This is a genomic window from Rhodococcus sp. MT28 (assembly GCF_058792695.1).
Genome location: NZ_JBXAFD010000009.1, coordinates 45,575 through 71,909 on the forward strand (window position 1 = coordinate 45,575; position 26,335 = coordinate 71,909).

Genomic DNA, 26,335 nt, shown 5'->3' on the forward strand with positions numbered 1-26,335 from the left:
GCGGAATTCCTTATGACACTAAGTGGTCTGTATTGACCTCGACGGCACCGTTACCGGTTCGTTATCAAACTGGTCCGATTTACCGTAATGCCGTCAGGCGTCGTCGACCGGAGGTTGTGCCACGATTTGCCAACCTCCACGAATCAGGTGTTCACGTACCCGAGCGACGTCCGATTCGTGCGGAATATCGTCGGTGACCTTGGTGATGAGGACGCCGATGTCGATCGGATCGACCGAACCGGGAAAGTCGATCGGATCGACCGGAAGCGGAAAGCGGGCGACGAGATCGTCAGCAAGAACGGCGATCTCGTCGTCGGACAGTTGTCGCCGGAGCAGGGCCATCAAAGGGACGTAGTCCTGCTCCGGCACACCGTTCGGATACCCGGCACGCAGCCAGCCGAGTATCGAAGCCAGAAGTGGTGGAAGACTCAACGAATCGAGCTTCAGTGGTTGTCGAGATCAGCGAGGGGCCACCCGGCGGCAGCAAGGACGGAGGCAACGCGCGCGATGTCCTCGTCCGAGGGAGTCTGGCTCGTCAGATCGGCGATCTGAGCGCTGATCTCGTCGCTCGAGATCACCTGGTCGCTGTTGACGTCGCTCAGTTCTGCGAGTGCAGCGCCGATGGCAATGTCTCGAATTTGCGCGTCCGAGAGTTTGCGTCGTAGCAATGCGACCAGCGGAATGCGGTCCTTGGGCGGTATGCCTTCGGGGTAGCCGGCGCGAAGCCAGTCAAGAATGGATTGAGGAAGGGATGGAGTCGGTGCAGTCACGGTGATGTCTTTCCGCTCGTGAGGGCGCACGGGATCAGAAGATCTCGATGCCGAATGTGTGGCTGAGGAAGCCCTGCATGATGAAGAGGATTCCGGTGACGATCGCGATGAGCACGACCGCGAAGCACACCACTGCGCCTGCCACGGCCAACGGACTGCGAGCCGCGACGGCAGTGCTCCCGCCGCCACTGCCGCGTTGTCCGGCGTCGAGCGACTTCAGGCCGATTGCGAAGATCGCCGGTAGTCCGGCGCCCAGCAGGAGGCCGACCAGTACGACCTGCCAGAGCGAGTCGACGGTGTTTTTCAAGATATCCATGTCGATTCCCTCTTTCAGGCTTTGGCGTCGGTGGTGACGCGGGCGTCCGGACCGGGGACCTCTGCAGGCACCAGGCCGCCGTCCCACTCGGCGTTGACGTTGCTCGGATCGATGGGCTCCTTGCGGGAGCGCAGGTACATCCAGCCGGCCAACGCGATGAGCACGGCGAAGACGACCAGGACACCGGGCAGGCCGCCGACGATGTCGGCCAGTCCCCAGCACAGAGCGCCGACGATTGCAGCGGACGGAAGAGTGATCAACCAGGCGACCGCCATACGTCCGGCTACGCCCCAACGAACTTCGGCGCCCTTGCGTCCCAGACCGGTTCCCATGATGGAACCCGTCGCCACATGGGTGGTGGAGAGCGGAAGGCCGAGGTGGCTGGAGGTGAGAATGATTGCAGCAGAGGATGCTTCGGCTGCCATGCCTTGTGGTGCGGCAATCTCGACAAGTCCCTTGCCGAGAGTGCGGATGACTCGCCAACCGCCGAGGTAGGTTCCGGCAGCGATCGCGAGCGCACAGGTGAGCTTGACCCAGAACGGCATGTCCGCGTCGGCGGAAATGGTTCCGTGGGCGACCAGGGCGAGGAAGATGACGCCCATGGTCTTCTGAGCGTCGTTGGTGCCGTGTGCGAGGGAAACGAGTGAAGCCGAACCGATCTGGCCGAGTCGGAAACCTTTGTCCTTGGTTTCTTCTCCGACGTTGGAGGTGATGCGGTAGATGAGCCAGGTGCCGGCCGCGGCAACCAAGCCGGCCACGACGGGAGCGAGAACTGCGGGGATGACAACCTTGCTGAGGACGCCGCTCCAGGCGACACCGCTCATGCCGAGGGACGCGATGGCGGCGCCGATCAGGCCGCCGAACAGTGCGTGTGAGGAACTCGAGGGGATGCCGAGCAACCACGTTGCCAGGTTCCAGATGATGCCGCCGACAAGGCCTGCGAAGACGATGGTGAGCAGCGCTTGGCCACCCACATTTCCGAGGTTCACCACGCCCTTGGCCACGGTGGCAGCAACCTCTACCGAGAGGAAAGCTCCGACCAGGTTCAAGGAAGCAGACAGAGCGACTGCCACCTTGGGCTTGAGGGCGCCGGTTGCAATCGACGTGGCCATAGCGTTGCCAGTGTCATGAAAACCGTTGGTGAAGTCGAACCCCAGAGCGGTTACGACGACGACGAGGAGAACGATGAGTTCCGCATTCACGAGAAGTCATGTTCCAACACCTCCGGGCCTCAAATCGACCTCAGACGTGGTCGTTCTGCGACATTTCCACCACTCGGCACCTGTTGTTCACCTTCGTCCGGATAATTGTCCGTTTTGAAACTCCTGAGGTAGAGAAAATTCATTCGCGTGCATGGTCGTGGAGGTTGTGGAGGCATACGCTCGTTTCATGTCCCTGGGCGAAGAGAAGACGATCTCGGTCACCACATTCCGTAAGAGCGGTGACGGCGTAGCCACGCCGACGTGGGTCGTGCCTCTGCCTGACGGACGTATCGGCTTCTGGACTTCCTCGAAGTCGGGTAAGGCCAAGCGTCTGCGGAACAACCCACGCGTCACCGTGGTGCCGTGCAACAACCGCGGAAAGGTTGCCGACGGTGCGTCGCCGGTCACCGGGACCGCTCAGTTGGTGAGCGGTGGAGCTGAATTCGACGAGATCCGCAGCAAAGTCAAAGCGAAATACGGTGTGATGGTGCCTATTTCGAAATTCTTCAACACCCTTGGTCACATCGGTAATGGTCCGTTCCCGTACGGCGACACCGGCGTGATCATTTCCGTCGATGCGTAGTCGGGATTGCGTAGCGGAGTAGTCTGAAGGTATGGAACCCACGACCGGGCACCTCTGCCTGACGGTTCCACGAATCCTCCGTCAAGGAGCCTCGTCATGGCGCACATCAGCACTCTCGACTATGCAATGGAAGCGCCGCAGCGCCATGTCGGGCAACCTTTCCCGTCGCCGACGCGGACTCCGCGATTCCTGCTTCGTGGGCAAGGTGCCGTCAAGGCATCGGTTGACGGCGCGTGGTTCCCGTGGACCACGAACGTCACGGCGGAGCTTCACGATCTGATATCCGCACTTTCGCTGAGGTTCGGGCCGATCGCGCGGGTTGCGTTCGACTGGAACACGATCAGCAGCGCGCAGCGTCGTATCGACGAGGTCGACGGACTGGAAGTGCGGGGTCCGTACCCTGGCCAGCCCCACGATTTGATGTATCTCGACGATATCTATGGTCGTCAACTCGTTTTGATGATGATTCCGCCGTACACGGATCCGGACCGCGCGTACGAGGTCATGCGGCGGTTGGTGGATCCTGTCCGCAGCGAAACCTATCGGGTGCAGTGAGATCTTTCTGACGTGCGGGGGTCGAATCTCGCGATTCCTGAACATGCGTCCAGTTTGTCTGGTTTGATGGTTCTCGTAACCACGATCTCAGGCGCATTCCTTCAGGTCAGCGCTTGGGCGCGGCAGCTTGACTCCCTGCCGTGTCGTCGGTCCGGCATGTCCACCACCCTCCCACTGTGCGTGAGCGCCGGACCAGAGGAAGCCCCGCCCTCCCCACGGGGGTGGGGCTTCTACTCTGTTCGGGCTGAGCGGCGTTCGCATCGCCGAATCCGCCCGCTTGTTCGGCAGTTCGGGACGCCCTGGCCCGTAGCATCGCCACCGTGAACATTTCCCTACTCGGTGCGGCTGGGCTTCAGGACTGCGCCGACAGTGGAATGGACTGCATGGACGGATTCGAAGCATTCATTCTTCTGTACGGCGGCGGATTCATTCTCGCCTTGATTTGGCTTTCCCTGTGTCTTGTCGGAACGGCCGATGTGGTTTCTGTGTCCGGGCGAGTCGGTGTGTGGCGCGCTGTCGCCTTCTCTGTCGGGATTTGGCTTGTGCCCATCGTCGGGTTGAGTGCATGGTTTGTTTACCGACGCTCTCGCCAAATCTCGAAGACGGTCGGTCCGGATCAAGCCCCCTACTGGACTTGAATGAGACTGACATTTTCACTGAGACCGCACCTAGCCTTGAAACTATGTGGCATCCTGCCGCTGCAGCCAGTTCAAGATCGCTTGGTTGGTCTCTTCGGGTCTTTCTTGTTGGATCCAGTGACCGCAATCGAGATTGACTACTTCCACATTGGGCACGAACTCTGTCAGGTTCTCAGCTCTCGCGATCGCGTCACGGTCGCCGTAGATCATGAGTGTGGGCTGTTGGATGATCGGGTCCACCTCCGCCAGCAGATGCCAGTTGCGGTCAAGGTTCCTGTACCAGTTCACACTGCCCGTGAATCCTGTCGATTCGAAGGCGGAGACGAAAACGGCCAATTCTCTATCGCTCATCAGGGGCTCACCGAGTGGTGTCTCTGCTTTGGCGAGATCGATCAGCGCCATACCCGGCTGAGGTTCCCTGAGGGGTTCGTTCTTCCGGTACAGGTTGCGGAGGAACCGGAAGGTGTTGTCTTCGAACACCGCGTCCGCGACGCCCGGCTGTCGATTGAAATGGACGAAGTAGAAATCACCGCCAAGCACGGCTTCCATGAACTCAATCCACGGCTGCTCTCCGCGATCCTGGTAGGGCAGGCTCAGGTTGATCACTTTGTTTACCCGGTCCGGGTGCAACAGGGTAAGGCCCCACACGACAAAGGCACCCCAATCGTGACCGACAAAGGTGGCATCGTCGTAGCCGTAGTGATCGAGAAGTGCGATGAGATCACCCGCCAAATGTTCGATGTCATAGTCCGTCACTTCGGTCGGACGTGACGAATTGCCGTAGCCGCGTTGGTTCGGGACGATGACGTGGTAGCCCGCCTCGACAAGGGCGGGCACCTGGTATCGCCAGGAATAGGCGTGCTCTGGCCATCCGTGACACAACACGATGGGTTTCCCGGCATTGTGTCGCCCTGCTTCGAAGACTTCGAGTTCCACGCCGTTCACTGGGATGAGGACGGGCCTGGGGAAGTCGGATGGATTCACGGATGCTCCTTTGAGTCGAGTACCGATCTCGTGTCTGGATCGACCGGTTGCTCCGACGATAGGGAGCATCGTGGACACATAAAGTCCTAGATCGCTGGCAATCTGAAGAAATGCGGAACGATCCCACAGGCCGAGCACTGCAACTGCTCTCGCTCCTTCAGACTCATCGCTTCTGGCACTGTGCCGAACTTGCCGCACGACTCGATGTCACGCAGCGGACGGTGCGCCGCGACATCGATCGCCTACGCGACCTCGGCTATCCGGTCGATTCCACGTCCGGAAAATACGGGGGCTACCGACTTGCAACGGGGGCGCACGTGCCGCCCCTGATCCTCGACGATGACGAGTCCGTGGCGGTAGCCGTCGGACTGCGCTACGCCGCCGAGGCCGCCATCGGAGGCATCGAAGAAACGGCGCTGCGCGCGCTGACGAAGATCGAAACACTCCTGCCCCATCGACTTCGCCGACGTGTGTCGGCACTGCATTCGAGCGTCAGTTCCATGCGGCGGGCAAATGACGACATCGTCGATCCCGAAGCACTCAGTGTGCTCGCTGCGGCATGTCGTGACCACGAGCACGTTCGTTTCGACTATCGGCGAGGTGATGGCGAGAGCAGCAGACGACTCGTCGAGTCGCACCGCCTTGTCACGGCGGGGCGTCGTTGGTATCTCGTAGCATGGGACCACCATCGTTCGGATTGGCGAACATTTCGACTGGACCGGCTCTCGGAGCCCTGGCTGGCAGGCAGTCATTTCACGCCACGCGAGATCCCGGGCGGTGACGCGGCAGGCTTCGTCGCGAGATCAGTGGGCTCGCCACCCCGTCACCACGATGCAAAACTCGCCATCGAAGCTACGTTCGCCGACCTCGCGGGCGTACTCAGATGGATTGACCACACACCGATCGAGGTGGCAGCGGACCGCTGCCTTGTCGAGATCCGCAGCGAAGATCTCGGCAGGCTCGCCATGACGGTTGCGCGCATTGCGCTCACCGCCCCAGTGGTCGTCATCGAACCAACCGAGCTTGCCGACACCGTCAGTCGGCTCGCCCTTCACCTCAGGGTCTCGCCACCATGACAGTCAGAAGAGGATTGCGCGACAAGACCATTCACGTCCAAGTTGCCGCGGGGACGTGTTCCCTGCGCAGGCCCCTCGTCTATCGAGACACGTATCCGATTCCCTCTAGGCTTGGAGAGTAAGTGACCGATTCGAAATCATCGCCGCCGGCTTCCGTCCACCCCCCGACGTGGAAGTTCGACTACCCGATCATCCACGCCGAGACTCGCGAACAGTGGCGAACTTGGTTGACGGACAATCACACGTCAGGCCGTGGAGTGTGGTTGTGCTCCTGGCGCACCACCACCAGCCGACCACGCTGCCCCTACCCTCAGGCCGTTGAGGAAGCGATCTGCTTTGGGTGGATCGATTCCACTAACACCATCTTCGACGAAGAGCGCAATTTGCAACTGTTCACACCGCGGAGACGCAAGAGTTCCTGGACCCGACTCAACCGCGAACGCGCAGCTGATATGGAGGCGCGTGGCCTCATGACCGCTGCTGGTCGTGGTGCCATTGCTGCCGCGAAATCCACTGGTTGGTGGACGATTCTCGACCAAGTCGAAGACCTCGAGGAACCATCTGACTTGCAGGCGGCGCTGGACCTGGACACGCAAGCGCGAAGCAACTGGGACAGTTTTCCGCCCAGCGCCCGCAAACAGATGCTGTGGTGGATCGTCAGTGCCGCTCGAGACGCAACACGGGCAGGTCGAATCGCCCATATCGTCAACAATGCGGCCATCGGTCAACGTGCCCGCGGCTGATCCGCGATTCGACCGCGTCCGGTATGAAGGCCGGTCATCATCTGTCCGAGGGGTTTCCCTCGGACGAAACAAGTCCACCCGCCCCGCAGAAGCGGGACGGGTGGACTCGGTACTCGCAGGTCTGACTTACGTCAGGATGCGGATCACACGTCGTAGTAGAGCTCGAACTCGTACGGGTGCGGACGCAGGTTGACCGGAGCGATTTCCTGCTCACGCTTGAGCGAGATCCAGGTCTCGATCAGGTCGGTGGTGAAGACGCCACCCTCGGTCAGGTACTCGTGATCGGCTTCGAGGCGGTTGATGACCGTCTCGAGGCTGGTCGGAGCCTGCGGGATGTTGCGAGCCTCCTCCGGGGGAAGCTCGTAGAGGTCCTTGTCGACCGGAGCCATCGGCTCGATCTTGTTCTTGATGCCGTCCAGGCCGGCCATCATCTGTGCAGCGAAGTTGAGGTACGGGTTACCCGAGGAGTCGGGTGCGCGGAACTCGAGACGCTTTGCCTTCGGGTTGTTGCCCGTGATCGGGATACGGACAGCTGCCGAGCGGTTGCGCTGGCTGTACACGAGGTTGATGGGGGCTTCGTAGCCCGGCACCAGACGGTGGTACGAGTTGATCGTCGGGTTGGTGAAGGCCAACAGCGACGGAGCGTGGTGCAGGATGCCGCCGATGTAGTGGCGCGCCATGTCCGAGAGGCCTGCGTAGCCGGACTCGTCGTGGAAGAGGGGCTTGCCGTCCTTCCACAGGGACTGGTGGACGTGCATGCCCGAGCCGTTGTCACCGAAGAGCGGCTTCGGCATGAAGGTTGCGGACTTGCCGTGCTGCCAGCAGGTGTTCTTGACGATGTACTTGAACAACTGCAGGTCGTCAGCAGCTGCGAGCAGCGTGTTGAACTTGTAGTTGATCTCCTGCTGTCCGCCGGTGCCGACCTCGTGGTGGCCGCGCTCGAGCTCGAAGCCCGCGTTGGTCAGGTTGGTGGAGATTTCGTCGCGCAGGTCCACGTAGTGGTCGTACGGAGCGACGGGGAAGTAGCCACCCTTGGCGCGAACTTTGTAGCCGAGGTTCGGGGAGCCGTCGGCGTTGGTCTCTGCGCCGGTGTTCCAGGAACCGGAGATGGAATCCAGCTCGTAGAACGCGGAGTTCATGCCGGAGTCGTAGCGAACCGAGTCGAAGATGTAGAACTCGGCCTCGGCGCCGAAGAATGCGGTGTCCGCGATGCCGGTGCTGACCAAGTACTCCTCGGCCTTGCGGGCAACGTTGCGCGGGTCGCGGCTGTAGGACTCACGGGTGAACGGGTCGTGCACGAAAAAGTTGATGTTGAGGGTCTTCGCCTTGCGGAAGGGGTCGATCTGCGCCGTGGTGACGTCGGGAAGCAACATCATGTCGGACTCGTGGATCGACTGGAATCCGCGGACCGAAGATCCGTCGAATGCGAGGCCGTCCTCGAACACGTCCTGGTTGAAAGCAGACGCCGGGATCGAGAAGTGCTGCTGGACGCCGGGCAGGTCGCTGAACCGAATGTCGACGTACTCGATGTTCTCGTCCGCGATGTACTTGATGACCTCTTCGGCCGTGGTGAACGCCACGCTTGTGCTCCTTAAGTCGCTTCAGCCAAGTGATGTCGGTTGAATCCGTCGAGGCAGACGGTAGGGAGCTGGTGTTGCCCGCTCGTCAACCCTTTGTTTCGGCAGTGTTACGCGTCGCAGCATCCTGGGGATTTCCGAAGTCCATGTGACCGGCCACACAGTTAAAACCCGGCAAATCTGGACTACGGTGCTGCGACGCCTATCCTGGACAGCATGGCACGTATCACCGGAACTTGGCTCTCTGGGCCGCAAGCAGCTTTGCCGAAGAGCGCGGACGGCCGTGAGCAGTCGTACCGTGGCGAGCTCCTCGGTTTCCCTCAGGAGGGTCCGGGTTCGCTGGTCGGTTCGGGCCGTCGTATCGCGGCACTGTTGGTGGATTGGGTGATGGCTGTGGGAGTGGCCTCGCTCATCACCGGCGACTTCTTCGACGGTATGACCTCGACTGTCACGCTGATGGTGTGGTTCGCAGTCGGCGTCGTCACGGTGGCGCTGTTCAACTTCACACCGGGGCAGTTCGTCCTCGGACTTCAGGTTGCACGAATCGAAGGCCCGATTCGAGTGGGCTTCGTGCGCGCGCTCGGACGTCAGGCACTGCTTGTGTTCGTGATTCCCGCGACCATCACCGACATCGACGGTCGCGGTATGCAGGACCGCGCGACCGGCACTTTGCTCGTGAAATCGCGCTGACACAAATTTCTCGAAGTAAAGAAAGACCCGGGTCCGTGTGGGCCCGGGTCTTTCGTTTTGCTGTGGGGGAGTGTCAGCGACGACGAATGGTTCGCTGCATTCCCTTCATCTTCGCGCCTCCGGGCATCGGGCCCTTGGGAAGCGCTGCTCCGCCGCCGCGTGCGCTTAGTGCAGCGAGGCGACCTTCGATGTTGTCCATGCGCTTGGTGTCGATGTTGCGGGGCAACTTGTTCAAGTAGCGCTGGAGCTGCGAGAGCGGAACCTGGCCCTCGTCGTTGCCGATGATGATGTCGTAGATCGGGGTGTCGCCGATGAGGCGGGCGGTCTTCTTCTTCTCCTGCGCGAGGAGGCCCTTGACGCGTTGCGGCGAACCTTCGGCGACGAGGATGACACCCGGCCGTCCGACGACGCGGTGAACAGCATCGAGTTGGGTAGTGCCGGCGACGGCATTCGTGACGCGCCACGCACCCTGCATGTTGTCGAGCGCCCACGCAGCGGCACCGGCCTGACCTTCAGCCTTCTTGTACACCGATTTCTGGACGCGACGACCGAAGATGATGAAGGCGCCGAGGAGACCGAGAACGATGCCGATCGGCAGCAGGAACCACTGAAGGCCCCAGATGAGGCCGACCAGGAAGAAGACCAGAGCCGCACCGACGAGGGTGCCGATCATCAGCGGCAGGAGGAGCTTGTCGTCCTTGCGCTGCATCTGGAATGCCTGCCAGAGCTGTGTTCTACGTTCCTTGGAAGCCTGCTTGCGGGCAGCCTTCGCTGCAGCCTTTGCCTCTTTGGTGGGTTTGCCCTTACCGGATTTGCTGCCGTTCGCCATGTACCCAGGATACGTCCATTGCTGTGCGCCTTTACTAACCGCCCGCGGTTAATAAAGGCGCACAGCAAAAAGTGGATCAGCGATTCAGGCGCGCCATGAGTGAGCTGGCTTCCTGGGAAGCGTCGCCGCCCTCGGTCAGATGACGCTGCGCCTCGGGAAGTTCACGGCCGTGATGTGCCATGGCCTGCGCATACAGGCGGCCGGCGCGGTACGACGAGCGAACCAACGGACCGGCCATGACGCCGGCGAAGCCCATCTCTTCTGCAGCCTTCGAGTGTGCGACGAACTCCTCGGGCTTGACCCACCGCTCGACGGGGTGGTGCCGGGGCGAGGGTCGCAGGTACTGGGTGATGGTGAGGATGTCGCAACCGGCGGCGTGGAGATCTGCCATCGCCTCGGTGACCTCTTCAGGGGTTTCGCCCATGCCGAGGATCAGGTTGGACTTGGTGACCAGTCCGTAGTCGCGTGCTGCGGTGATGACGTCGAGGCTGCGCTGGTACCGGAATGCCGGACGGATCCGCTTGAAGATGCGGGGGACGGTCTCGAGGTTGTGTGCGAGTACCTCGGGGCGTGAGGCGAAGACCTCGTCGAGCAGTTCGGGCTTGCCGTTGAAGTCCGGAACCAGGTTCTCGACGCCGGTGCCAGGGTTGAGTTCGTGGATCTTGCGGACGGTCTCGGCGTAGAGCCAGGCGCCGCCGTCGGGGAGGTCGTCGCGGGCGACGCCGGTGATCGTGGAGTACCGAAGGCCCATGGCCTGAACGCTTTCCGCGACGCGACGGGGCTCGTCGCGGTCGAGGGCTTCGGGCTTGCCGGTGTCGATCTGGCAGAAGTCGCAGCGGCGTGTGCACTGCTCACCGCCGATCAGGAACGTGGCTTCGCGGTCTTCCCAGCACTCGTAGATGTTGGGGCAGCCCGCTTCCTCGCAGACGGTGTGCAAACCTTCACGCTTGACCAGGCCCTTGAGCTCCGTGTACTCGGGGCCCATCTTTGCTCGGGTCTTGATCCAGTTGGGTTTGCGTTCGATGGGCGTCTCCGCGTTTCGGATCTCGAGACGGAGCAGCTTACGTCCTTCTGGGGCGATAGTCACGACAGTGATCCTACGCCCGGTGATTACTGCAACGGGGTTCGGGCGAGCCCGTCAGCTGTACTGAACGGTAGTAAAAGTCGGAGTAGGCGAGGCGCTTTCGAAGGTGACGCGCTCGACGTTCCGTTCGGTGACGGGCATGGTTCCGTCGAGAGCAGCGATCACTGCCTCGGTCACAGCGGGAGTGACTTCGTCCACGGTGACGTCGCGACCGAGTTCCTGCGACAGCGTCGTGACCCCGGCGTCACGGATGCCGCAGGGAATGATGTTGTCGAATCCGGTCAGGACCGAATTGCAGTTCAGGGAGAAGCCGTGCAGTGCCACGCCCCGTTGGACGCGCACGCCGATGGCTGAAACCTTGCGCTCGGGCTTCCATTGCCCGTTTGCGAGTTCGGCGGGCAGCCAGACGCCGGAGCGGCCGTCGATGCGCCCGCAGTTCAGGCCGAGGTCCGTGCACACCGTGATCAGTGCTTCCTCGATGCGTCGGACATACCGCACCACGTCGATGGGCTCGGCCAGTTTCACGATCGGATATCCCACCAGCTGGCCGGGGCCGTGCCAGGTGATCTTCCCGCCGCGGTCGACGTCGATGACAGGCGTGCCGTCGACGGGACGATCTTCGGGTTCCGTGCGTCGTCCTGCTGTGTACACCGGCGGGTGTTCGAGGAGCAGTAGCGTGTCCGGTCCGATGTCGTCCGCCCGCGCTGCCGCGAGCTCACGCTGGCGGTCCCACGCGGCGTTGTAGTCGATCGAACCGAGTTGCTCGACGGCGATCGGCAGTTTCGAGAACCGGGCGGAAACGGCAGCGCTGCTCATGGACGTAGAGATTACGCCCGACTTCGGAATCAACCGAGTGCGGCCGCCAGCGCTTCGCCGATCGTGTTGTGGCGGAAAGAGAATCCCGCCTTTTCCAAAGCTGCGGGAATGGCGCGCTGGCCACCGAGGATGCCGCTCTTGGCGAATTCTCCGATCAACGCTTCGAGTGCGAACCCGGGAACGATCCAGGGAGCCGGGCGGTGGACCGCACGGGACATGGCGTCATTGAACTGGGCATTGGTGACAGGGGCCGGACCGGTCAGGTTGACGGGACCGGAGAGTTCGGAATTCGTGAGCGCGAACTTGATCGCGTCGCACTCGTCCTCGAGTGAGATCCACGGAAAGTACTGGCGACCGTTGCCCAGTCGCCCGCCGAGGCCGAACGAATAAAGGCGCCGAAGCCGACCGAGCATGCCCCCATGAGGTGAAATCACGACGCCGGACCGCAGATTGACGACGCGGGCACCCGCCGCACGCGCCGGTTCGGTGGCAAGTTCCCAATCGCGACACGTCGTGGCGAGAAAGTCTGTGCCTGCCGGCGAATCCTCGTCGACGATCTTGTCGCCGGTGTCGCCGTAATAGCCGACGGCGCTCGCGTTGGCGAGGACGGGAACCTTCTCACTCGCGACCGCTTCGGCCAAGACGTCGGTCGCGACGATGCGGCTGTCACGGATCGCTTGCTTGTAGGAACCCGACCACCGTTTGTCGCCGATGCCGACGCCGCAGAGGTTCACGACGGCGTCGGCGCCCTGCAGGACGGAGAGGTCCAGACGGTCGTGGTCCGGGTCCCAACGCGATTCGTCGGGGCCGGCGGTCGAGCGTCGCACCAGACGCACCACGTCGTGGTTGTCGGAGCGCAACGATGACACCAAGGCCGTTCCGATCAAACCGGACGAGCCGGCGATGACTACTCGCATTCGGAAAGCCTCCTTCGATTCAGCGTGCTTCGATATCCGAACGTATATCTCCGACCGTACTGAAAAAGCCGGGGCGCCACCTCCTGATGGAGATGACGCCCCGGCCGGCCGAGCAGTTGCTTACAGGCCCAGATCAGCTTCGAACGAGGCTTCTTCCAACCGCTGCTTCACAGTGGTGAGGAATCGGCCGGCGTCGGCGCCGTCGACCAGACGGTGATCGTAGGTCAGCGGCAAGTAGATCATCGAGCGAACGCCGATGGACTCGTTGCCGTTCTCGTCGGTGACCACCATCGGGCGCTTGACGATCGCGCCGGTTCCGAGCATGGCCGCCTGCGGCGGTACCAGGATCGGGGTGTCGAACAGCGCGCCCTGGCTGCCGATGTTGGTGATGGTGAAGGTGCCACCCGAGAGCTCGTCCGGCTTCAGGCCACCCGAGCGTGCACGCTTGGCGATGTCGGCGATGGCGCGGGCCAAGCCGGCCAGGCCGAGATCGCCGGCGTTGTGGATGACGGGGGAGAGCAAGCCCTGATCGGTGTCCACTGCGATGCCGAGGTGCTCAGCGTCGTAGTAGGTGATCTGCTTGGCAGCCTCGTCGTAGCTGGCGTTGATGTTCGGGTGCGACTTCAGCGCCTCGACGACTGCCTTGGCGAAGAACGGAAGGAACGTCAGGTTGACGCCTTCGCGCTCGATGAAGCCGGCCTTGGCACGGGCCCGCAGGGCGACGATCTTGGTGACGTCCACCTCGAAGGTCTGCGTGAGCTGAGCGGTGTTCTGCAGCGACTCGCGCGTCTTGGTGGCCGTGATCTGCCGAATACGGTTGGCCTTCTGCGTGGTTCCACGCAGGTGTGCCAGTTCGGGTCGGACGCCTGCGGCTGCGGTGGCGGCCGGTGCGGCCGCGGGTGCTGCAGCAGCAGGAGCTGCGGCGGCGGGAGCCTTCTTGGCCTCCGCAGCGGCGAGCACATCCTGCTTGCGGATGCGGCCGCCGACGCCGGTGCCGGTGACGGTCGCGAGGTCGACGCCGTTGTCCGTTGCGAGCTTGCGCACGAGCGGGGTGACGTACGGGCTGCTGTCGCCGGAAGCTGCGGGTGCGGCCGCCGGTGCGGGAGCCGCAGCAGGCTTCGGAGCGGGTGCGGCCGGTGCGGCGGCAGGCTTGGGTGCTTCAGCCTTGGGTGCTTCGGCCTTCGGAGCTTCGGCCTTGGGGGCAGGGGGTGCTGCCGGTGCTGCGGGAGCGGCCTTGGGTGCCGGAGCCGCGGCGGGTGCGCCGGAGCCGACGACGGCCAGCTGGCCACCGATCTCGACGGTGTCGTCTTCCTGCGCATTGATCTCGAGCAGGATTCCGGCGACGGGGGACGGGATCTCTGTGTCGACCTTGTCGGTCGAGACCTCGAGCAGCGCCTCGTCGACGGCAACCTCGTCGCCGACAGCCTTGAGCCAACGGGTGACGGTGCCTTCGGTGACGGACTCGCCGAGGGCGGGCATCGTCACGGCGGTACCTTCAGCGGAACCGCCGGAAGCAGCGGGTGCCTCGGCAGCGGGAGTTTCTTCGGCGGGAGCTTCGGCAGCCGGCGCTTCCTCGGCGGGAGCTTCCTCTGCGGCGGGGGCGGGTGCCTCTGCCGCGGGTGCTGCGGCTTCGCCGGCTTCACCGATCTGGGCGAGCTCGCCACCGATTTCCACGGTGTCGTCTTCCTGCGCGACGATCTTGGTCAGGACGCCGGCGACGGGAGACGGAATCTCGGTGTCGACCTTGTCCGTGGAGACTTCGAGCAAGGGTTCGTCGACTTCGACCGTGTCTCCTTCCTGCTTGAGCCACCGTGTGACAGTTCCCTCGGTGACGCTCTCACCTAGGGCTGGCATCTGGACGGAGAAGGCCATGTCTTTTGACTCCTCGACAGTTGTGTTCGGGTTGTTGAATTTTGTCGACTTGTGGTCGTAATGCATTGTGCTCGAGTGGCGCGCGACGTGCGGCTACTTGTAGCTATTTTGCCGATGTCGACGCGCGGGCGCGGCGTCACCGTCGTTCATCTTTCCATTGATACGCCGGGCGTGTCCGATGAGGGGGATGCCGTCCGTTTCGGGTGTGTCGGCTACTGGCGAGTAGGTATGCGTCGGGGGTCCGGCTGTAACGTCGTAAGCGGACCAAACGGTATGTCGTGCGCAGGCACAACGGACATCGCCTGGCAAACTTGACATATCGCCGGGGTGCATCCGCGGCGTCGGTACCGAGGAGGGTACGACCGTGGGACTGTTCGATCGTTTCAAGCGTCCGCCAAGTGCGGCTCAGGCCGCAGCGCAAAGTGATGCGGATCATCTGGCGAATTGGGCGCACTCGCACGAAGGCGTCGAGGCCTATGTGGAACCGCAGACGACGGTGACCGAGGTGACCGTCGTCCTGGTTGCGAAGGACGGGGAGTGGACTCGTCGTCGTGTCGGCGGCGAACGTGGTGCCCGCAAATTGGGACAAGACCTGAAGATCCCGGTCTACGACGTCCGAAAAACGGGATATCCGCAGCGTATGCGCGATCACGACGAACGTAAGCGAATCGAACGCAAGCGGGCCCGAGAGCAGGAATTGCGCGACGGCGCCTGAACTGCTGTGGGGCTTTCTTAACCGCGGGGGGTTAATAAAGGCGCACAGCAAGGGGTCAGCCGTTGACCGCGATGTCCTCCAGGACCGAGATCATCGTGCGAACGGGAACGCCGGTACCGCCCTTGCCGGTGTAACCCCACGGCCCTGACGTGTTGTAGGCCGGCCCCGCGACGTCGATGTGCGCCCACTGGACACCCTCGGGAACGAATTCCTTGAGGTAGTGAGCTGCGACCAGCATGCCGCCCCAGCGGTGTGGGGTGACATTGGCCATGTCGGCGACCTTGGAGTCGAGATCTCCGCGCAATTCCTCCGGCAGCGGCATGGCCCAGCCGTTCTCGCCGACGCTCTGCGAGATGGAGGCGACGCGGTCACGGAACTCGTCGGTGCCCATGACTCCGGGGGTGCGGTTGCCGAGCGCGACCATCTGCGCACCGGTGAGGGTGGCGGTGTCGATCATGTAGTCGGGGTTGTCCTCACCCGCGCGAACCATCGCGTCGGCAAGAATCAAACGGCCCTCGGCGTCGGTGTTGACGACCTCGATGGTGATTCCGCCGTACTGGGTCAGCACGTCGCCGGGACGCTGGGCGGTCGCGGACGGCATGTTCTCGGCCATCGGTACGTATGCGACGACGTTGACGGGCAGGCCGAGCTTGGCGGCAAGCACGACGGTGGAGATGACGGCTGCGGCGCCGCCCATGTCCGAGGTCATGTTCTCCATACCGGCGGCGGGCTTGATGGAGATTCCGCCGGTGTCGAAGGTGATGCCCTTACCCACCAGTGCGACCTTGCGGGCACCACGCTTCTTCGACGCGTATTCGAGGCGGACGAGACGCGGCTGGCGTGACGAGCCCTTGCCGACGCCGATGATTCCGCCGTAGCCACCCTTCTCGAGTGCCTTCTCGTCGAGAACCTGGACGGTGAGCCCGGCCTCGACGCCCAGTGCCTTCGCGCGCGCGGCGAACTCGGCGGGGTAGAGGTGGCTCGGGGGAGTGTTGACGAACTCGCGTGCGGTGGCGACGGCCTCGGCGATGGCAGCCGACCGTGCCAGCGTCGCTTTGGTCTCCTTCGTGCGCGGCGACGGCACCAGAAGTTCGACGCGGGCCAGTGGCTGCGAATCGGGACCGGGAGCCGTCATGGACGACTTGAATTCGGTGAAGCTGTACGCGCCCAACGCAAATCCCTCGGCGGCTGCACCGAGGTCGAGGATCGAGAGCGTGGTTGCGACGGTGTCGATGCCGGACAACGAGCGAGCTGCGGCGCCGGCGGACTTACGGATCTGCTCGCTGCCGAGCTTGTCGGCAGAGCCGAGTCCGACGGCGAGAACGCTGGTGACCGACAGTTCGCTCGGTGCCGGGACACGAGTGAGCTGCTCGGGCTTGCCGGTGGCGCCGACGGCGATGAGGCTGTCGAGGATCTCGGCGAGTACGTCTTCGGCGACGATGCCTTCGCTGAGTGCGATTTCGGGGCCGTCCGGACCCGACGTCAGACCGACGACCAGTATCTCTGCGCGCTTGGCGACTGTGCCGGCGAGAACGAGGTCGGGTCCCAACGATCGGGCTGTGCGAGTGCTCAAGGTGTCTCCTGTGAGGTGAGTGTGCGATGCGTCCGGTTCTGGCGGATGCCTGAGTCGATGTTAGGCCCTTTGCAGTTTGCGGACGGGCGATCGTCACGGCCGGGTGAGCTCTCGCTGCGGACATGTTTCGATCGGCGAAGTCCGATAGGTTGTGGGCCATGACCGACGAACAACTGTTGCAGGGCCCGATCCACCCCGTCCACGTCGAACTCGGCGCGACGTTCGCGCCGTTCGGGGGGTGGCAGATGCCGGTTTCGTACGCCGGCGTCGTGGCCGAACACACCTCTGTGCGTGAGAATGTCGGACTCTTCGACGTCAGTCACCTCGGCAAGGCCGTCGTGCGTGGCGCGGGCGCCGCGGAATTCGTGAACTCCGCACTGACCAACGATTTGAACAAGATCGGGCCGGGTAAGGCTCAGTACACGTTGTGCTGCAACGAGTCCGGTGGTGTCATCGACGACCTCATTGCGTACTACGTCAGCGACGACGAGATCTTCCTCGTCCCGAACGCAGCCAATACCGCGGACGTCGTTGCGGCTCTGGTCGCCCTCGCACCGGACGGAATCACCGTCGAGGATCAGCATCGTGCCTACGGTGTGCTGGCTGTGCAGGGTCCGAAATCGGTGGCGGTTCTGACCGCTCTGGGACTTCCCACCGAGATCGAGTACATGGCGTACGAAGATGCGGAATGGAACGGCGTGCCTGTTCGTGTGTGCCGCAGCGGTTACACCGGTGAGGTCGGCTACGAACTCCTGCCGCGGTGGGACGACAGCGAGCCGTTGTTCCGCGCGCTTCTCGAGGCAGTGCGCGCCGAGGGTGGGCAGGCCGCCGGACTCGGCGCCCGTGACACTCTTCGTACCGAGATGGGGTATCCGCTGCACGGGCATGAGCTTTCGCTCGAGATTTCTCCGCTCGAAGCGCGCTGCGGATGGGCGATCGGTTGGAAGAAGCCGACATTCTGGGGCAAAGAGACCTTGACCGACGAGAAGGCTGCCGGCCCGGCTCGCAAACTCTGGGGGATCAAGGCTCTCGATCGCGGCGTGCTTCGTGCCGGCCTCGGTGTTCTGCGTGACGGCGAGGCAATCGGCGAGACCACCTCGGGGACGTTTTCGCCCTCGCTCAAAGTGGGAATTGCGTTGGCGCTCCTCGATTCCGGTGCCAATGTCTCGGCCGGCGACGAGATCGAAGTCGACGTCCGTGGTCGTGCTCTTCGGTGCGTCGTGGTGTCTCCTCCGTTCGTGGAGACCAACACCAAGTAGAGAGCTTTTTCACGTTCGATAGGATTGCGCCCATGACAGGTGCCGCCGATTTCGTTCGTGTTCAGAGCTCGTCCCCGAAGTCCGACGCCGAGCGCCGTGACATTTTGGCGGCGCCCGGCTTCGGGCGGCACTTCACCGACCACATGGTCTCGATCGACTACACCGCGGGCAAGGGCTGGCACGACGCCCAGGTGTTGCCGTACGGAAACATCGAGCTCGATCCGGCCGCAATGGTTTTGCACTACGGACAGGCCATCTTCGAGGGCCTCAAGGCATACCGTCAGCCGGGTGGCGAGATCAGCTCGTTCCGCGTCGAGGCCAACGCCGAGCGTTTCGCGGCATCTGCGCGCCGTCTGGCCATGCCGGAGCTCCCGTCGCAGATGTTCATCGATTCCATCACCGAACTGATCGACGTCGATCTCGACTGGGTTCCCGCAGCCGGTGGCGAGGACGCGCTCTACCTCCGTCCGTTCATGTTCTCCACCGAAGCCGGACTCGGTGTCCGTCCCGCCGACGAGTACCGCTACCTGCTGATCGCCTCGCCTGCCGGTGCGTACTTCCCGCGCGGCGTCAAGCCGGTCAGTGTGTGGCTGTCCACCGAATACGTTCGCGCGGCCCCCGGTGGTACCGGCGCGGCCAAGTTCGCCGGCAACTACGCCGCTTCACTCCTCGCCCAGGCGCAAGCCGCCGACGAGGGTTGCGACCAGGTGGTCTGGCTCGACGCCATCGAGCGCACGTACGTCGAGGAAATGGGTGGAATGAACCTGTTCTTCGTCTTCGGCTCGGGCCCCGACGCTCGCCTCGTGACGCCGTCGCTGTCCGGTTCGTTGTTGCCAGGCATCACGCGCAACTCGTTGCTCGCCCTTGCCGCCGATTCCGGTTTCGCCGTCGAGGAGCGCAAGATCAGCACCGACGAATGGCGCACCAAGTGCAAGAGCGGTGAAATCACCGAGGTCTTCGCTTGCGGCACAGCAGCAGTCATCACCCCCGTCGGACGCGTCAAGTCCGCCGAGGGCGAGTTCACCATCGCCGACGGCGAGCCGGGTGAGGTGACGATGGCACTGCGCGACACCCTCACGGGTATCCAGCGCGGAACCTTCGCCGACACCCACGGCTGGATGACGAAACTTCACTGATCGCTGGTTCGTTCCGCGAGCAATCGCTCCCGGAAGAACTGCAGAATCTCGTCTCGTGCGACGGTGGTGGGCGATCCCGCCTCGTCGACGAGATGAGCCGTCACCACGCTGTGTGGATTGGCAATGACGTGTTCGAAGAACGGCGACGTTGTCGCGTTGGCCGCTTCGTCGGGTAGTACCTTCCCGACGAAGCGCTCGCCCAAGGCCTTCGAATAGGCGGCGAATCGTTGTGCGCGGCAGAACGAGTCACCTCGAAAGCGGTATGCAAGCACCGTGAGGTCTTCGGCCTCGAGTCTCGAGCGCACGGCTTCGAGTTCTTCGGGCCCGCTGTCGGTTTCGTCCGGTCGATCGAGCGGTAACGACGGTTGGGCGAGAACCGGCGCGATGACCGAGGGTTCGAGCATCATCGACAACGCGAAGTTACCGGTGAAGCACATTCCGATCACGCCGACGCCAGGTCCGCCGCTCTCCTCATGGGCGGAAGCGGCGAGTGAACGCAGCCAACGGACCGCCGGACTCGGTTCATCGGCAGCGAGGGCGCGGAATTCTGCACTGACGCAGGCTCTCTTGAATACCGTCAGCCCCTCGTTCACTGTGGGGACCGCGCCGTCGTGCCCGAACAGTGACGGAACGAAGACAGTGAAACCGGCGTCGCGCACCCAGCGGGCGAATCGCGCTACATGCGGGCTGATGCCCGGCATCTCCGGCATGACGATTACTGCGGGACCGGTGCCGGCCACGTACACGGACTTCGCCACTGCGTCGATGGTGATCGTTCGACGGTCGAAGTCTTCGAGCGGATCGTCTTCGGTCATGCTCCGGTTCGGCACGGTGAGCCCTCTCAGTAGTCGAAACAATTCCTCTGCACAGTCTTTCGGCGCGGGATCGACTACAGAAGAGGGCGGTTCGCCATGTTTTCGGGCGGGCTCGCCTCGCACCTATCCGGCGCCGCCGTTGCGGAATCGCTTTCGGTAGTCGGCCGGGCTGATGCCGACGCGGTCGGTGAACAGGCGACGGAAGGTTCCAGGATCCTGATAGCCGATGTGCCCCAGGATCTTTCCGAGAGGCCAGTCGGTCGATTCCAACAACCGTCTCGCTTTTCGGATCCGTGCACGCTGCAGATAACTGCGCGGCGATTCCCCGGTCTCGTCCTTGAACTTCCGAAGCATGGTTCGGGTGCTGAGGTGAAAAGCACTCGACAGCAGATCCAAGTCGTAAGGTTCCGCCATCCGTTCGACCAGCCACCTTCCGACGTCGTCGGCAAACTGTGTGTGTTTGGCGGGCAGCATCGAGTCGAGGATGTACGGAGCTTGACTGGTTCGGTTTTCGGGCGCCAGCGTAATTCTTGCGGTCGTACGCGCAATCTTGTCGCCGAGATGCTCGCGCACGAGTGCTGTTGCGAGGTCGAGCGCGGCGGTGAACGCAGCAGTGGTGGTGACGCCGTCGTCCTGGACGATCAACGAGTCGGTTCGAACCGTCGCACCGGGGTAACGACTCGCGAGGTCCGCACCGTACAGCCACGACGTCGTACATCGGCGTCCGTCGAGCAGTCCCGCCTCGCCCAGCAGATACGCGCCGACGCAGACCGACGACACCCGGACGCCGCGCGCCTCGCACGCACGGATGAACTCGATTTCTCTGTCCCACAGCGACAAACGCGTCGCAGGGTCTTCGGACGGCACGAGTTCGAACCCCGGCACAACCAGGTGATCGATGTCGTGATGCCCCTCCTGCACGCCGAGCGAAAATCCACCTGCCGCAACGACGGGCGTGCCGGACGCTGCGATGACCGATACCTCGAAGGGGTCGGCGGGCGCTCCATCAGCGACGCGATTGGCGATCAGGAGAAGGTCGGTGAAAACGAAGATCTCGGCCGCGAGGCAACCTTCGTACGCAAGGACACCTACTCGCACGACGTCGGATCACAGTCCGAGAGTGAGGCCGACGGCCGTAAGCGTCACAGTGAGTTCGAGTGCGAATCCGAGAACGTCTCCGTTGAGTCCGCCGAATCTACGGACGCAGTGACGCACGCACAGCACACTGATCACCAGCACCGACGCGGTCACGAGAGGGCCGAGCCACCACCGGTCGGTGGCAAAGCCGGAAGCGGCGATCAGCGGAACCGACCACACGATTGCGGCCCACAGCGGTTGTGAATCGGCGACGAGCGCACCGAATCCGCTCGGGCCAGACGCGAGAATACCTCGGCGGCAGGCAAAAACGACGGCCACACGACCCGCAGCGACAGATACGAGAACGGCGATCCACTGCGTGGGGGAGTCGGCAACAGCGAGGACGCCGAAGGAGACCGATTGCAGCCCAAGGAAGATGAACAGTGCCGCGACCCCGAACGGTCCGGCACCGCCGCTGTGCATGACCTCGCGGGCGCGCTCCGGTGGACCGTAACAACCCAGTCCGTCGACGGAGTCTGCCAGTCCGTCCACGTGCATCCCGCGTGTCCCGAGAGCGAGCGCACCTACCGTCAGCAAGCCTGCGAGATAGGGATTCAGGCCGATACTGGTTGTGCCCCAGAGCAGAAACGTCGCGGCAATGCCGAGAGCGATCCCGGTGAGCGGAGCTGCGGCGATGGCGCGACGGCCGGCAGTTCGATCGATGTCGGAGGGACCACGAACCGGAAGGACCGTCAGCCACGAGAAGGCCAGCGGCACTCCGGACAGCGGGCCCGCCACGCTCACTCCGCCGTATCGGTCTTGGTCAGGTCGATCGACTCCGGTTCGTCGGCAGGTGCGCTGCCCTGAGTGCTGACACCGGCTTCGGAGAATGTCGCCATCTTGCTCAGGATTGCCACTGCGCCCTGAAGAATCGGGAGAGCGGTGACTGCACCTGAACCTTCACCGAGACGCATGTCGAACTCGACGATCGGGTCGAGACCCATTCGGGTCAATGCGATGGTGTGGGCGGGTTCGGTGGAGCGGTGTCCGGCGACCCACCATTCACGTGCGCCGAAAGCCAGTTCGTCGGCAACCATGGCGGCTGCGGTGACCACAACGCCGTCGAGGATCACCGGCGTACGACGCGAAGCTGCCTGGGCCAGAAAGCCGGCCATCGCGGCGAGGTCGGCACCCGAAGACGTGCGCAGCAGCGCGACTGTGTCGCGAACGTGCGGACGGGCACGCCGGAGAGCGTCGCGAATCGCTGCGGTCTTGCGGATCCATCCGGCGTCGTCGATACCGGTACCTCGACCCACGACCGCGACGGGTTCACTGTCCGTGAGTGCGGCGATGAGTACGGTTGCGGGCGTCGTATTGCCGATGCCCATGTCGCCGGCGATGAGAAGATCTGCGCCCCCGTCGATTTCCTCGTCCGCGATCGCTCGGCCGGCGGCGATGGCCTGAAGGGTTTCCTCGTTCGACATGGCGTCTTCGCGGTCGATGGACCCGGAAGACCTGCGTACCTTGTGGTTCGAGACGGACGGATCGGTATCGCCGTCCACTGCGATGTCGACGACGCGTACCGTGGCGCCGGCAACCTCGGCGAGGACGTTGACCGCCGCGCCGCCCCCGAGGAAGTTGGCGACCATCTGTGCGGTCACTTCCGGCGGATAGGCGGAGACCCCGTTGCGGGCGATTCCGTGATCACCCGCGAACACGACGACGCGAGGCCGAGCGAAAGCATGTGGGGGACAAACTCCTTGGCAGGCTGATGCCCAGCCGGCGAGAGCCTCCAGTCGGCCCAGCGAACCGGCCGGCTTGGTCAGATCACGCTGACGCGCATCGGCCTGCGCTCGCACCTCGCGGTCGGGCGGGGTGACGGGTTCGAAGTCGGCGCTACTGACTGGCGCGACGTCAGGGTTGGCATCTGGATTCGCCCCTGAAATGGCCCCTGGATTGGCCTCGGTACTCACATCGTGCCTTCCGGTTGTGCAGCAGTATCTTTCAAGATGAGCGGTAACCCTGCAACCACTAGTACGACACGATCGCACACCGCCGCGATACGAGCGTTGAGAGTGCCGATCTCGTCGCGGAACAATCGTCCGGACCGCGTCTCGGGGATGACGGCCAAACCCACTTCGGGGCTGACCAGCACCAGGTGTCCGCGATAGTTCTCGACACTGGCGACCAGGCTGTCCGCCGCGGGAGTGACGGTGCCGCGCGGAGCGTCCCAGGCGCCTTGCCGATCGAGTTCCGTGGTCAGCCACGTTCCCAGATCGTCGACCAACGTCGCTGTGTGTGAATCGCTTTCGAGCTGCGCCGCGAGATCGCCGGCATCTGCGGTTTCGACCGTCGACCAATGGGAAGGCCGCCTGTTGCGGTGTTGGTCGATCCGGCTCTCCCAGTCTGCGTCGGAGACATCGCGCCTTGCCGTCGCCAGATACCGGATCGGTGCCGAACTTTCGGGTAGGTGGCCTCCACAAACCAAATCCTCGGCGTGCGCGGACTTACCAGACCGCGCGCCGCCGAGGACCAAAGTTCTATACGTGTTCGTCACGCTCAGATTGCGTCGCCCGGCCCCACACGAGGCTTCGGTGCGCGCAGCTTGCGGATCTGCGACGCGCGAACGAACGCGTACCAGCCGAGCTTGAAGCCGCCGTCGGTGCTGTCGGGGAAGCGCTCGGCGACGCGGTTGTTGATCATGCGACCGAGCCAGATGCCTTCACCGACCATGAAGAGCATCATCACGAGCATTGCCAGTGTGACGATCTGCTGGAGCGCGGGCGTGACGAACATGGTCATGATGAGGATCAACGCGAGCGGCATGAACAGCCCGACGAGGTTGCGGCGAGCGTCGATGAAGTCGCGGACGTAGGCGCGAACCGGTCCCTTGTCGCGGGGGAGCAGGTACTTGTCCTCGCCGGCGAGCATGCGGGCGCGGCGGTCTGCCGACGATGCGCGACGCTCGGCGGCTTCGGCCTTGCGGTCCTCCTTGGAGCCGCGGGTCGCCTTGCGGCGGGCGCGGGCTTCCTTCGCGGTCAGCGGGGCAGGGGCAACGGGGCCACGCCTCTTCGCCTCGGCGTCACGACGCTTGGGTGTGGGGCGGCCCTTGCCCACCTGCTCGATGGGCGCCTCTTCGGAGGCCGAGGATGCCTCAGTGCCCTCGACGTCACGTTTGTCGGAGTTGTCTGAGTCACCGCGGCGTAGCAATTTCACACCTCCAGGCTATTGGATAAGTGCACGGTCTGGGAAACCGACCTCGGTCTTTCTGAAAAACCCAATCGCCCGAGGCACTGAAACGCGCGAGATCGTGAAACATCGGGGTCATTCGGGACTCTTAGACTTCGGCTATGCGGGTAATAGTTGCTCCAGATTCGTTCGGTGAGACGTTGACGGCCGTCGAAGCGGCCGAATCCATTTCTGCCGGCTGGCGGCGCGGTCGACCCGGCGACGACGTCGTCACCGCGCCACAATCCGACGGTGGTCCGGGATTCGTCGACGTCTTGGCCACGGCCGGGGGCGACATCCGGACTGCACGGGTGTCCGGGCCTTTGGCCGCCGCCGTCGACGCCACGTGGCTGTTCGATTCGGACACGGCGTACATCGAGTCCGCCGAGGCCGTCGGGCTCGGCCTGCTCGGAGGTCCGCCGACGCGGGACACTGCACTCGCCGCGCACAGTCTCGGTGTGGGAGAGCTGATCGCTGTCGCGCTCGAGGCAGGCGTGAAGACGGTTGTCGTCGGACTCGGTGGGAGTTGCTGCACCGACGGGGGACGTGGACTGGTGGAGGCGCTGGGCGGCCTGGAGGTTGCAGCGGCGGCTACGGCAGGCACTCAGTTGGTCGCCGCCACCGACGTCGAACACGTACTTCTCGGCGAGCACGGTGCGGCAGCGGTGTTCGGCCCGCAAAAGGGTGCCGACGCCGAAGCTGTCGCTGTTCTCGAAGCGCGGAACGCGAGATGGGCCGAACAGTTGGAGTCCGCCACCGGAAAACGAGTGTCGGATTTTCCGGGTGCCGGCGCCGCGGGTGGTATCGGTGCCGCGCTCTTTGCGCTCGGTGCACAGCGGCGATCCGGGGCCGACGTCGTCGCGGATCGCACCGGACAGGCCGCGCTACTGGCTTCCGCTGACCTGGTGATCACAGGCGAAGGCAAGTTCGACCACCAATCTCTGCGCGGCAAACTCGTCACAACGCTCGCTTCGGCGGGGGCAGCGCACGGCGTTCCGACGCTCGTCTTTGCCGGCCAGGTGACGCTCGACGAGGCGGACTATGCGTCGACCTCGATAGTCGCGGCGAAGTCGGTGACGGATTTCGCCGGGTCGGTGGAACGTGCGATGGAGGAAGCGTCGGCGTGTCTCGAGGGACTCGCCGAACACACGGCGCGCGAGTGGAACTTCTGGCGCGGCGTCCGGAGGTGAGGATCCACAAGCGTCGATGCGCCGTTGCCGTGTCTGGAAGACCGGATAGGATGAAGATGAATCGCACCCGGTAAAGGACTGGCGGGAATAAGTCGGCAGCGGCGTACCGTTGAAGCGTTCACGGGTTGGTACGAACATTAGGGAGAGCCCATGACTGTGCAGAACGAGACCGCCACCCACGGCGTCAAGATGACCGAGGCCGCGTCCGCCAAGGCGAAGGCACTCTTCGATCAGGAGGGTCGCGACGACCTCGCGCTGCGTATTGCAGTGCAGCCCGGCGGCTGTGCCGGACTGAAGTACCAGCTGTTCTTCGACGACCGCACGCTCGACGGTGACCTCACTGTCGACTTCAACGGCGTCAACCTGGTTGTCGACCGGATGAGCGCGCCGTACGTCGAAGGTGCGTCCATCGACTTCCTCGACACCATCGAGCAGCAGGGCTTCTCGATCGACAACCCCAATGCAACAGGCTCCTGCGCCTGCGGTGACTCGTTCAACTGAGTCTGTCGATCACAACTCAATTCACGAACAACTGACGCGGAACCGACATTCGGTTTCGCGTCAGTTGTTTGTGGTGACTCGTACGTAGACCGTTCCGATCCGACAGCTCGGACGCCGATGACGGCGCTACGGGCGGTAACGTGAACTTTTGCTCCTCTTTCATTCTTGTACTCACTTCGCTGAAAGGCC

At 63.5% G+C, this 26,335-nt stretch carries 29 protein-coding genes; 11 read left to right on the top strand and 18 right to left on the bottom strand.

From position 1 onward, the window contains the following. Positions 1 to 93 precede the first annotated feature (93 nt). The 4 genes from AC1Q6C_RS27340 to AC1Q6C_RS27355 are packed head-to-tail and all read right to left on the bottom strand — an operon-like array spanning position 94 to position 2,288. On the bottom strand, positions 94 to 432 hold the full coding sequence (locus AC1Q6C_RS27340; RefSeq protein WP_230358795.1) for a DUF3349 domain-containing protein: 339 nt from the start codon (positions 430 to 432) through the stop codon (positions 94 to 96). An 11-nt stretch (positions 433 to 443) separates the two neighbouring features. Continuing rightward, positions 444 to 770 carry a DUF3349 domain-containing protein gene (locus AC1Q6C_RS27345; RefSeq protein WP_003941653.1) on the bottom strand — a complete coding sequence of 109 codons (327 nt, stop codon included), beginning with the start codon at positions 768 to 770 and terminating at the stop codon, positions 444 to 446. 34 nt (positions 771 to 804) lie between these two features. Beyond that, positions 805 to 1,086 (bottom strand): hypothetical protein, encoded by a 282-nt coding sequence (locus AC1Q6C_RS27350; RefSeq protein WP_003941641.1) that lies wholly within the window; start codon positions 1,084 to 1,086, stop codon positions 805 to 807. A 14-nt stretch (positions 1,087 to 1,100) separates the two neighbouring features. Next, positions 1,101 to 2,288, bottom strand: a complete 1,188-nt coding sequence (locus AC1Q6C_RS27355; RefSeq protein WP_007735433.1) for an inorganic phosphate transporter — start codon at positions 2,286 to 2,288, stop codon at positions 1,101 to 1,103. Between the two features lie 187 nt (positions 2,289 to 2,475). On the opposite strand from AC1Q6C_RS27355, the gene AC1Q6C_RS27360 reads away from it, so the two are divergent. The 3 genes from AC1Q6C_RS27360 (at position 2,476) to AC1Q6C_RS27370 (ending at position 4,064) form a co-directional block, all read left to right on the top strand. After that, a complete protein-coding gene (locus tag AC1Q6C_RS27360; RefSeq protein WP_042445944.1) occupies positions 2,476 to 2,871 on the top strand; it encodes a PPOX class F420-dependent oxidoreductase in 396 nt (131 codons plus the stop codon). A 96-nt stretch (positions 2,872 to 2,967) separates the two neighbouring features. After that, entirely contained in the window at positions 2,968 to 3,426 is a 459-nt protein-coding gene (locus AC1Q6C_RS27365; protein WP_230358794.1) for a DUF5994 family protein, read from the top strand. 320 nt (positions 3,427 to 3,746) lie between these two features. Next, entirely contained in the window at positions 3,747 to 4,064 is a 318-nt protein-coding gene (locus AC1Q6C_RS27370) for a hypothetical protein (RefSeq protein ID WP_230358793.1), read from the top strand. 42 nt (positions 4,065 to 4,106) lie between these two features. Here AC1Q6C_RS27370 and AC1Q6C_RS27375 read toward each other — a convergent pair whose 3' ends face one another. Next, on the bottom strand, positions 4,107 to 5,048 hold the full coding sequence (locus AC1Q6C_RS27375) for an alpha/beta fold hydrolase (RefSeq protein WP_054826291.1): 942 nt from the start codon (positions 5,046 to 5,048) through the stop codon (positions 4,107 to 4,109). 110 nt (positions 5,049 to 5,158) lie between these two features. On the opposite strand from AC1Q6C_RS27375, the gene AC1Q6C_RS27380 reads away from it, so the two are divergent. Both AC1Q6C_RS27380 and AC1Q6C_RS27385 read left to right on the top strand, forming a co-directional pair. Next, positions 5,159 to 6,124, top strand: a complete 966-nt coding sequence (locus tag AC1Q6C_RS27380; protein WP_064444137.1) for a helix-turn-helix transcriptional regulator — start codon at positions 5,159 to 5,161, stop codon at positions 6,122 to 6,124. Positions 6,125 to 6,246: 122 nt separating this feature from the next. Next, positions 6,247 to 6,867, top strand: a complete 621-nt coding sequence (locus AC1Q6C_RS27385; RefSeq protein WP_063316166.1) for a YdeI/OmpD-associated family protein — start codon at positions 6,247 to 6,249, stop codon at positions 6,865 to 6,867. 143 nt (positions 6,868 to 7,010) lie between these two features. On the opposite strand, the gene glnA is transcribed toward AC1Q6C_RS27385, so the two are convergent. Continuing rightward, the gene (glnA, locus tag AC1Q6C_RS27390; protein WP_003941609.1) at positions 7,011 to 8,447 is read right to left on the bottom strand and encodes a type I glutamate--ammonia ligase; all 1,437 of its coding nucleotides are present in this window, start codon (positions 8,445 to 8,447) and stop codon (positions 7,011 to 7,013) included. A 213-nt stretch (positions 8,448 to 8,660) separates the two neighbouring features. On the opposite strand from glnA, the gene AC1Q6C_RS27395 reads away from it, so the two are divergent. Further along, on the top strand, positions 8,661 to 9,134 hold the full coding sequence (locus AC1Q6C_RS27395) for an RDD family protein (protein WP_003941579.1): 474 nt from the start codon (positions 8,661 to 8,663) through the stop codon (positions 9,132 to 9,134). A 73-nt stretch (positions 9,135 to 9,207) separates the two neighbouring features. On the opposite strand, the gene AC1Q6C_RS27400 is transcribed toward AC1Q6C_RS27395, so the two are convergent. From AC1Q6C_RS27400 to sucB, 5 genes are all read right to left on the bottom strand, one after another. Then, on the bottom strand, positions 9,208 to 9,963 hold the full coding sequence (locus AC1Q6C_RS27400) for a DUF4191 domain-containing protein (protein ID WP_003941625.1): 756 nt from the start codon (positions 9,961 to 9,963) through the stop codon (positions 9,208 to 9,210). A gap of 76 nt (positions 9,964 to 10,039) precedes the next feature. Next, positions 10,040 to 11,050, bottom strand: coding sequence for a lipoyl synthase (gene lipA, locus AC1Q6C_RS27405; protein WP_003941610.1), 1,011 nt, complete (start codon positions 11,048 to 11,050; stop codon positions 10,040 to 10,042). 51 nt (positions 11,051 to 11,101) lie between these two features. After that, on the bottom strand, positions 11,102 to 11,863 hold the full coding sequence (lipB, locus tag AC1Q6C_RS27410) for a lipoyl(octanoyl) transferase LipB (RefSeq protein ID WP_007730040.1): 762 nt from the start codon (positions 11,861 to 11,863) through the stop codon (positions 11,102 to 11,104). Between the two features lie 29 nt (positions 11,864 to 11,892). Continuing rightward, positions 11,893 to 12,780 (bottom strand): TIGR01777 family oxidoreductase, encoded by an 888-nt coding sequence (locus tag AC1Q6C_RS27415; protein ID WP_007730042.1) that lies wholly within the window; start codon positions 12,778 to 12,780, stop codon positions 11,893 to 11,895. Positions 12,781 to 12,900: 120 nt separating this feature from the next. Then, positions 12,901 to 14,652, bottom strand: coding sequence for a 2-oxoglutarate dehydrogenase, E2 component, dihydrolipoamide succinyltransferase (gene sucB / locus AC1Q6C_RS27420; RefSeq protein WP_007730043.1), 1,752 nt, complete (start codon positions 14,650 to 14,652; stop codon positions 12,901 to 12,903). A 364-nt stretch (positions 14,653 to 15,016) separates the two neighbouring features. On the opposite strand from sucB, the gene AC1Q6C_RS27425 reads away from it, so the two are divergent. Continuing rightward, entirely contained in the window at positions 15,017 to 15,367 is a 351-nt protein-coding gene (locus AC1Q6C_RS27425; RefSeq protein WP_003941713.1) for a hypothetical protein, read from the top strand. A 55-nt stretch (positions 15,368 to 15,422) separates the two neighbouring features. On the opposite strand, the gene AC1Q6C_RS27430 is transcribed toward AC1Q6C_RS27425, so the two are convergent. Continuing rightward, complete coding sequence (locus tag AC1Q6C_RS27430) at positions 15,423 to 16,940, bottom strand: leucyl aminopeptidase (RefSeq protein ID WP_007730044.1); 1,518 nt, start codon at positions 16,938 to 16,940, stop codon at positions 15,423 to 15,425. A 158-nt stretch (positions 16,941 to 17,098) separates the two neighbouring features. Between AC1Q6C_RS27430 and gcvT the strand changes: the two genes are divergently transcribed. Both gcvT and AC1Q6C_RS27440 read left to right on the top strand, forming a co-directional pair. Then, the gene (gene gcvT, locus AC1Q6C_RS27435; RefSeq protein WP_047270091.1) at positions 17,099 to 18,199 is read left to right on the top strand and encodes a glycine cleavage system aminomethyltransferase GcvT; all 1,101 of its coding nucleotides are present in this window, start codon (positions 17,099 to 17,101) and stop codon (positions 18,197 to 18,199) included. 32 nt (positions 18,200 to 18,231) lie between these two features. Continuing rightward, positions 18,232 to 19,335: a branched-chain amino acid aminotransferase gene (locus AC1Q6C_RS27440; RefSeq protein WP_003941766.1), complete on the top strand. Its 1,104-nt coding sequence runs from the start codon at positions 18,232 to 18,234 to the stop codon at positions 19,333 to 19,335. Here AC1Q6C_RS27440 and AC1Q6C_RS27445 read toward each other — a convergent pair. From AC1Q6C_RS27445 to AC1Q6C_RS27470, 6 genes are all read right to left on the bottom strand, one after another. Continuing rightward, positions 19,329 to 20,150, bottom strand: a complete 822-nt coding sequence (locus tag AC1Q6C_RS27445) for a dienelactone hydrolase family protein (protein WP_007730045.1) — start codon at positions 20,148 to 20,150, stop codon at positions 19,329 to 19,331. The two genes, AC1Q6C_RS27440 and AC1Q6C_RS27445, sit on opposite strands and share 7 nt — an antisense overlap. Positions 20,151 to 20,273: 123 nt before the next feature. Further along, positions 20,274 to 21,248 carry a GlxA family transcriptional regulator gene (locus tag AC1Q6C_RS27450; RefSeq protein WP_230358790.1) on the bottom strand — a complete coding sequence of 325 codons (975 nt, stop codon included), beginning with the start codon at positions 21,246 to 21,248 and terminating at the stop codon, positions 20,274 to 20,276. Between the two features lie 9 nt (positions 21,249 to 21,257). Beyond that, positions 21,258 to 22,025 carry an adenosylcobinamide-GDP ribazoletransferase gene (locus tag AC1Q6C_RS27455; RefSeq protein ID WP_230358789.1) on the bottom strand — a complete coding sequence of 256 codons (768 nt, stop codon included), beginning with the start codon at positions 22,023 to 22,025 and terminating at the stop codon, positions 21,258 to 21,260. A 2-nt stretch (positions 22,026 to 22,027) separates the two neighbouring features. Next, positions 22,028 to 23,173: a nicotinate-nucleotide--dimethylbenzimidazole phosphoribosyltransferase gene (gene cobT / locus AC1Q6C_RS27460; RefSeq protein WP_054187294.1), complete on the bottom strand. Its 1,146-nt coding sequence runs from the start codon at positions 23,171 to 23,173 to the stop codon at positions 22,028 to 22,030. Between the two features lie 23 nt (positions 23,174 to 23,196). Further along, on the bottom strand, positions 23,197 to 23,784 hold the full coding sequence (cobU, locus tag AC1Q6C_RS27465) for a bifunctional adenosylcobinamide kinase/adenosylcobinamide-phosphate guanylyltransferase (RefSeq protein ID WP_054828420.1): 588 nt from the start codon (positions 23,782 to 23,784) through the stop codon (positions 23,197 to 23,199). Between the two features lie 2 nt (positions 23,785 to 23,786). Next, positions 23,787 to 24,443: a DUF3043 domain-containing protein gene (locus tag AC1Q6C_RS27470; protein ID WP_007730051.1), complete on the bottom strand. Its 657-nt coding sequence runs from the start codon at positions 24,441 to 24,443 to the stop codon at positions 23,787 to 23,789. Between the two features lie 134 nt (positions 24,444 to 24,577). Between AC1Q6C_RS27470 and AC1Q6C_RS27475 the strand changes: the two genes are divergently transcribed. After that, on the top strand, positions 24,578 to 25,645 hold the full coding sequence (locus AC1Q6C_RS27475) for a glycerate kinase family protein (RefSeq protein WP_230358788.1): 1,068 nt from the start codon (positions 24,578 to 24,580) through the stop codon (positions 25,643 to 25,645). A gap of 150 nt (positions 25,646 to 25,795) precedes the next feature. Next, positions 25,796 to 26,146, top strand: coding sequence for a HesB/IscA family protein (locus AC1Q6C_RS27480; protein WP_007730053.1), 351 nt, complete (start codon positions 25,796 to 25,798; stop codon positions 26,144 to 26,146). Positions 26,147 to 26,335: the final 189 nt, after the last annotated feature.